The 6,000-nt window shown below is 41.6% G+C and carries 5 protein-coding genes; 4 read left to right on the top strand and 1 reads right to left on the bottom strand.

Going from position 1 to position 6,000, the window contains the following annotated elements:
- Positions 1-211: 211 nt before the first annotated feature.
- Entirely contained in the window at positions 212-493 is a 282-nt protein-coding gene (locus V7K48_RS06015; protein WP_335070528.1) for a DUF433 domain-containing protein, read from the top strand.
- A 17-nt stretch (positions 494-510) separates the two neighbouring features.
- Here V7K48_RS06015 and V7K48_RS06010 read toward each other — a convergent pair whose 3' ends face one another.
- Entirely contained in the window at positions 511-1,725 is a 1,215-nt protein-coding gene (locus tag V7K48_RS06010; protein ID WP_335070526.1) for a hypothetical protein, read from the bottom strand.
- A 422-nt stretch (positions 1,726-2,147) separates the two neighbouring features.
- Between V7K48_RS06010 and V7K48_RS06005 the strand changes: the two genes are divergently transcribed.
- From V7K48_RS06005 to V7K48_RS05995, 3 genes are all read left to right on the top strand, one after another.
- Positions 2,148-2,801: a class I SAM-dependent methyltransferase family protein gene (locus tag V7K48_RS06005; RefSeq protein WP_335070524.1), complete on the top strand. Its 654-nt coding sequence runs from the start codon at positions 2,148-2,150 to the stop codon at positions 2,799-2,801.
- A gap of 3 nt (positions 2,802-2,804) precedes the next feature.
- Positions 2,805-4,028: a glutathione S-transferase family protein gene (locus V7K48_RS06000; RefSeq protein ID WP_335070522.1), complete on the top strand. Its 1,224-nt coding sequence runs from the start codon at positions 2,805-2,807 to the stop codon at positions 4,026-4,028.
- A gap of 267 nt (positions 4,029-4,295) precedes the next feature.
- Positions 4,296-5,993 (top strand): FAD-binding protein, encoded by a 1,698-nt coding sequence (locus V7K48_RS05995; protein ID WP_335070520.1) that lies wholly within the window; start codon positions 4,296-4,298, stop codon positions 5,991-5,993.
- Positions 5,994-6,000 lie beyond the last annotated feature (7 nt).

Below are 6,000 nucleotides of genomic sequence, written 5' to 3'. Positions count from 1 at the left end.
CAGAAATGAGTGAAGCTGCTATATATGCTGTTATGACTCGTATTATGTTACGTCGTCTAGTCGTCTAAAGATTTACTTTATAAATGGTCTCTTATAATACCCTGATTTCAGGCATTAAATACATTTAATTGATAAATTAACAGTAGTTTGTGACTTCTCAATAGAATCGGTACAATTATCATCTAGGAAATTTCTAGAGATATTCATATCTATGGTTCAAGCAACAGAACATCTTTACGTTGTCAAAGACGAGCATATTCTAGGTGGTGAGCCAATTATCAAGGGAACTCGTACATCTGTTAGGGCGATCGCCCTAACTTGGCGTATGGGTGTATCTCCTGAAGAAATTCCCCAAGGTTTGCCTCATCTAACCTTGGCACAAGTGTTTGATGCGTTAAGTTATTACAGCGATCATCAAGATGAAATTAATACTTATATTGAACGTAACCGAATCCCTGATGAATTGATTGATCCCTTGGTGCGAGATTTATGAGTAACTTGTTTATTACTTTAACCTTCTCCTAGTTCAAGCTCAATTATAAACAAAGCTGCCAGTGAAATTGTCAACTTATTACACAAGTGGAGGTAGCGACTATATGCAATTTCTCTCTGAGCGCCAGTACCACCGCTTCTATAAAGAATCTTTTCTCCATCTCTCCATATTGAAGCGTGATGTGATCCGTTTCTTAACGTACTGTCCAAGCCATCGGTAAAAGCGTAGAATGGTTGTGTTAGTTCAAAAGGATTGGCTTTCTTTTCTTTGCTCACGTCCTTTATGTATTTACTCAATGTCATTGATTGGAATTTATCATAAGATCGACCCATAAGAATATTATTCAAGCAAGCAAATGTTACAAAAAAGGTTGTGATAGATTCATAGGCTTGCCCATAATATAATTTCACATTTTCAAATGATTTTGAGCCAACTATTTTATCATCAACATCTTCATCACCGATTCGTGAATGTACAACCATTTGACTTAACTGATTGTATATTTTGAAATAATCAGAAAAAATTGATAAATATTGTCTCAAATGCTGGGCTTTAATACTTTGTGAATAGAATTTTAAAAACTCGAAAAATTTTTCTGTATGAGCCTTTTTAATTGAATATATTAATTGAATTGTAGGTTGTAAAAGCTTTTCAAAGCGTGGATAAAATAAGCTGTCGAAGAAATTAAATGCAACTTCACTAGAACTTGATATTTTTGTTTCTACAAAGCATTTTTGACGTTGTTTCTCATAGTATTTAATTGCTTTATTGAGACTCTTTATTTGTCCTTTTCTCTCTTGCAATAAAAAAATATTTTTAACTGTATTCCAAAGATTACTAGCATTTGGTACATCAAATTGTAGTGCTATATCCTGACTTTGAATACCCAAAAAATTTTTATTCGGAACAAGCCGTAGATACGGTGCTATTTTAGCTCCATACAATAATGAAGGAAACGCTATTCGATTATGGATTTCATCACTGTTAAATGCGAAGAATGGATGCAAGTTCAAAACGATTGCATTTTCATCTTCATTCTCTTCAATGATTACGTTTTCTTCCGGTTCAAAATTAGCATGAGGGGGATTTGCTCTAACAATGACGGAAATTGGTATTCCACAAGATTTGCAATCAAAAGTGTGAAGTTGATGTTTTTCTGTTCCAATCCCTGCCCGCAGAATATAGTTCTCTCCACAAGTTTCACAATGAGCATAACCACGTAGAACAGCCATATTATTTTTTACTTTATCTTAAAAAACATTTATAAAAGTCCTGTACTTATGAATGATATAAAAATAATCTAGCATTGCACCTGTACAGTGATGGTTCACATATAGCCTTCAGAAACAAAGCAAACATTGTAACTATTTATTATACGGAAGCTTTCCGGTTAATTTTTTTGATTGAGGATATACAAGCATTACAGCAACCTTTTGGCAATATATACTGAAAAATTTTTATACAAAAATTTATTCACATATATCATACATAATTTTTACGTATAACCAAGCAATTAAGGCCGGTTTTTATTCAATAAGGCTTGATTTTATATAAATGTTTGTGATACTCTGCCTTCATCTATAAACTACAGTTATTTGATATACTAACCGTAGTTTACAAACAGACAGTGTGCATCAAATGGGAATCACTCCTTATGCCAAAAGATTGGTATGAATGGCACGACCTCTACAACACTGAGCCAAAATTGCAGCAGCGTCTAGAAATCGTGCGGGAATATATTGCTTATAGTTTGAATGCCTCACCAGATGGCGCTATCCAAATAGTGAGTGTTTGCGCGGGTGATGGACGAGATTTATTAGGAACTTTAAAAAATCACCCCCGTGCGAAAGATGTTTCTGCACGACTGGTTGAAATAAATTCAAATCTAGTTGAGCGTGGACGAGCAACTATAGAGTCTTTGGGTTTAGCCAAGCAAATTGAGATTATCAATGGTGATGCAACTCTTGCCACTAACTATCTAGGAGCAGTACCAGCAGATATCGTGATTGTGTGTGGTGTCTTTGGCAATCTTGAGGAAGCTGAACTTAATCGCTTATTAGATAACCTGAGTTTTCTGAGTAAACCAGGTGCTTTTGTGATTTGGACTCGTGGACACTCTAACGGTATTCCCTACTCTGACAATGTACGAAAAATTTTAAGTGCATCTGGATTTGAGGAAGTGAACTTCAAGCTTACGGACACAGGAGACATGGGTGTAGGTCTTCATCGATACCTTGGTGAGAACTTGGCTGCACCCAAAGAGCAACAGTTATTTGTGTTTTCCGGTATTCCTAGTAAAGCGAGGTAAAAAATGTCTATTCAAAACACAGTGTCAACTTGGGAAGAAGTTTTAGAAACTGCTAGAAAAAATACCCCTGCACGTAGGGTAAAGAGGCCGGGACAATCTCCTTCTACTGCACCAATACCTAGCAGTTTACAGAAACTTTCCCCAAACACACAACCACCAGTCTTGCTTTATCGAGATACTAATTCTTGGTGTCCTTTCTGCGAACGAGTTTGGTTTGCTCTGGAAGAAAAGGAAATTCCCTTTGCAACGGAGTTTATTGATTTAAGTAATAAACCCAAATGGTACACTGACTTAGTTCCAACAACCCTTGTCCCAGCGGCAAAAATTGAGGGAAAGTTAGTATACGAATCCAAAGATATTCTCTTAGTTTTAGAAGAAAGGTTTCCACATCCAGCATTATTGCCTGAGAATTCAGAGGAAAATGCTGTTGCTAGGCAGTTAGTTGAAGACGCTGAGACTAACGGTTTTAGAGAGATTGCTTACAAATTCCTGAGAGAAACACCTGTAGATGCTGATGAGTTGGCAAACTTACAAGCAGCATTTGAGGCGAAGTTAGATGAACTTGAGCAAGCTTTGGCTAAATATCCCAGCCCCTACTTTGTCAGTACATTTAGCTTAGTAGACATTCTGTATAGCCCCCATCTAGATAGATTGGCGGCTAATTTACCTGTATATCGGGGATATCACCTCAAAGGAAATCCTCGCTTTCCTCGAATTAATGCTTGGTTTGACGCACTTAATCAGCGTGCTGCTTATCACAGGGTAAAGTCGGATAATATCACCAACAATTTACTTTTGCGTCGCAGATGGGGTGTAGAACCGATTGGAAATCCTTTACCTCTGGATGTGGCAGATAGTGAGAAAATTCAATATCGCGCAGAAGCGGCTGAGAGATTGAGCGATAATCGGGAAGTTGCGAGCGCAGATATTATCAGAAATTCTGGAGTCCAAGCTTTAGCAGTAGATAGTGATTCTACCACAGTTAAGGACGCTGTTGATTTTCACCTCCGACAACTAGCTGATTATCTCGTTCATGGCAATGGCGAAACTTTACCGGGTGGAAGGACTGGTGGTAAAAATAGTAGTGTTGATCCCATCTTCGCTGCTGTGGGGGCAATCACTTTTGCATATTTGAGAAATCGCATCTGCGCCCCCCGTGACATGGGTGCTGGTGCAGCAACGGCGTTTCGGACTGCAATCGATAAATTGTTGACTTCTGTTTATTAATTTTGTATGCGTTGCTGAATGTATGAATGAATTTACCGGGCTACGCCCCGCTAACGCTAACATACACAAACGCAGCGAAAAGTCGAGCCAGTGCGTTCCTAAGCCACCCCTGTGCGGGGGTTCCTCCCGTTGAGGGGAGTGGCGTGTCGCCTTGCATCGTAAAGCAACTGGTGTCGGAGCACTTCTGAATTTTGACCGGAGGCGGAGCGTCTTCGGCTCCGCTCTTGAATTCTGCCGTGCTGTAGAAACTTTATTGAGGAAAGGGAATTGCTAGCAGTCCATAGTGAAAATGAACTACAATTAACTGCTGATGTACTGGTAATTGGTGGTGGCCCTGCCGCTGCATGGGCAGCATGGGCAGCCGCATCCCAAGGAGTAAAAGTCATCATTGTTGATAAAGGTTTTCTGGGTACGAGTGGTGCAGCGGCAGCTAGTGGCAATGGCATCATGGCTCCTTCTCCAGAGAATTGGGACAAAGTTTTATCGGAGCGTTATCGCGTAGGAAAAAACCTCGCTAACTCACGTTGGATCGAGCGTGTTATCGAAAAAACTTGGCTGAGTTTGCCCTTAGTGGAAAGTTGGGGCTATCATTTCCCTAAAGAAGATGGGGAATCTGTGCGTCAGAGTTATTATGGCCCTGAATATATGCGGGTACTTCGTAAAAACCTTTTGCGTGTAGGTGTGCAGATTCTTGATCAAAGTCCGGCTCTAGAGCTTTTATTGGTTGACGACGGCTCAGTAGCTGGAGCAAGAGGTGTGCAGAGGCAGCATCATCGTACCTATATCATTCGTGCTGGTGCAGTAGTCTTAGCGAATGGCGGTTGTGCATTCTTAAGTAAAGCATTAGGTTGCAATACCAATACAGGTGATGGACTTCTGATGGCAGTGGAAGCTGGTGGGGAACTTTCTAGTATGGAAGCTTCTAATCACTATGCCATTTCGACGGCTTTCAATGCGACTGTAACCAGGGGTGTTCCCTTTGGCTGGGCTAGTTATACCGATGAAGCAGGCAATGATTTGGGTGGCTATATCAATGGTGGTCGTGATCCATCGTTTCTCCCTAATGCCCTCTTGAAAGGCCCCGTTTATGCTCGTTTGGATCGAGCCACGCCTGAAGTTAAAGCAGTGATTGAAAAGTCTCATTTCATCGCTTATCTCCCCTATACAAAAGCTGGTATTGACCCCTATACAGAACGAGTGCCTGTGACACTTGTTTTAGAGGGTACAGTCCGTGGTACAGGTGGGATTCGGATTGTGAATGATAATTGCGCTACAAAAGTTCCTGGCCTTTACGCTGCCGGTGATGCAGCATCGCGGGAGTTTTTAGCCGGTTTAGCTTCTGGGGGTGGTGGCCCCAATGCTGCCTGGGCAATCTCCACAGGGCAATGGGCAGGAGTTGGAGCAGCGGACTTTGCTAAGAGTTTGGGCGCTCATGCAAATGAACGGGTTGCGCGTCCAGCTGGTAAAGTGGGATTGCGATCATCTACGGTGGGCGGAACGCCATCGCCTTTGGCGGGGCGTAGCCCATCGTCACCCTCACGCACTTCTGAAACATTCGATAGTGAGGCGATCGTGCATGGTGTACAAGCCCAGATGTTCCCGTTGGAGAAGAATTACTTGCGTTCTGAGGAAGGACTTTTGGATTCTCTCGCTAAATTAGAAACGTTGTGGCAGCAAGTACAAGAAAACCCGAAACAAGATACAGTGCGCGATGTGGAATTTTCTCGTCGAGCAGCTGCTCTGACCGCTGTAGCACGATGGGCATATTTTAGCGCGTTACATCGCACGGAAACGCGCAGCGAACATATTCGTGTGGACTATCCCGAAACCGATCCAAATCAGCGTTATTACCAAGCAACAGGAGGCTTGGATAAGCTTTGGGTAAGACGTGATTGGATTACGGATGCAATCGCTACCCCACCAATACAAACTACTCAAACCACACCCTCTGTATCAAAGTTGTAGCAGGAGC

This window comes from Nostoc sp. (genome assembly GCF_036919615.1).
Classification (GTDB): Bacteria; Cyanobacteriota; Cyanobacteriia; order Cyanobacteriales; family Nostocaceae; genus Nostoc.
Note: the sequence above shows the minus strand (reverse complement) of the source record. Positions and strands in the feature narration are given on the sequence as shown.

Bases quoted from the DNA above. Each gene is read 5' to 3' on its own strand.
- V7K48_RS06000 (WP_335070522.1), top strand. From the start codon at position 2,805: ATGTCTATTCAAAACACAGTGTCAACTTGGGAAGAAGTTTTAGAAACT.
- V7K48_RS06015 (WP_335070528.1), top strand. From the start codon at position 212: ATGGTTCAAGCAACAGAACATCTTTACGTTGTCAAAGACGAGCATATT.
- V7K48_RS06005 (WP_335070524.1), top strand. From the start codon at position 2,148: ATGCCAAAAGATTGGTATGAATGGCACGACCTCTACAACACTGAGCCA.
- V7K48_RS06010 (WP_335070526.1), bottom strand. From the start codon at position 1,725: ATGGCTGTTCTACGTGGTTATGCTCATTGTGAAACTTGTGGAGAGAAC.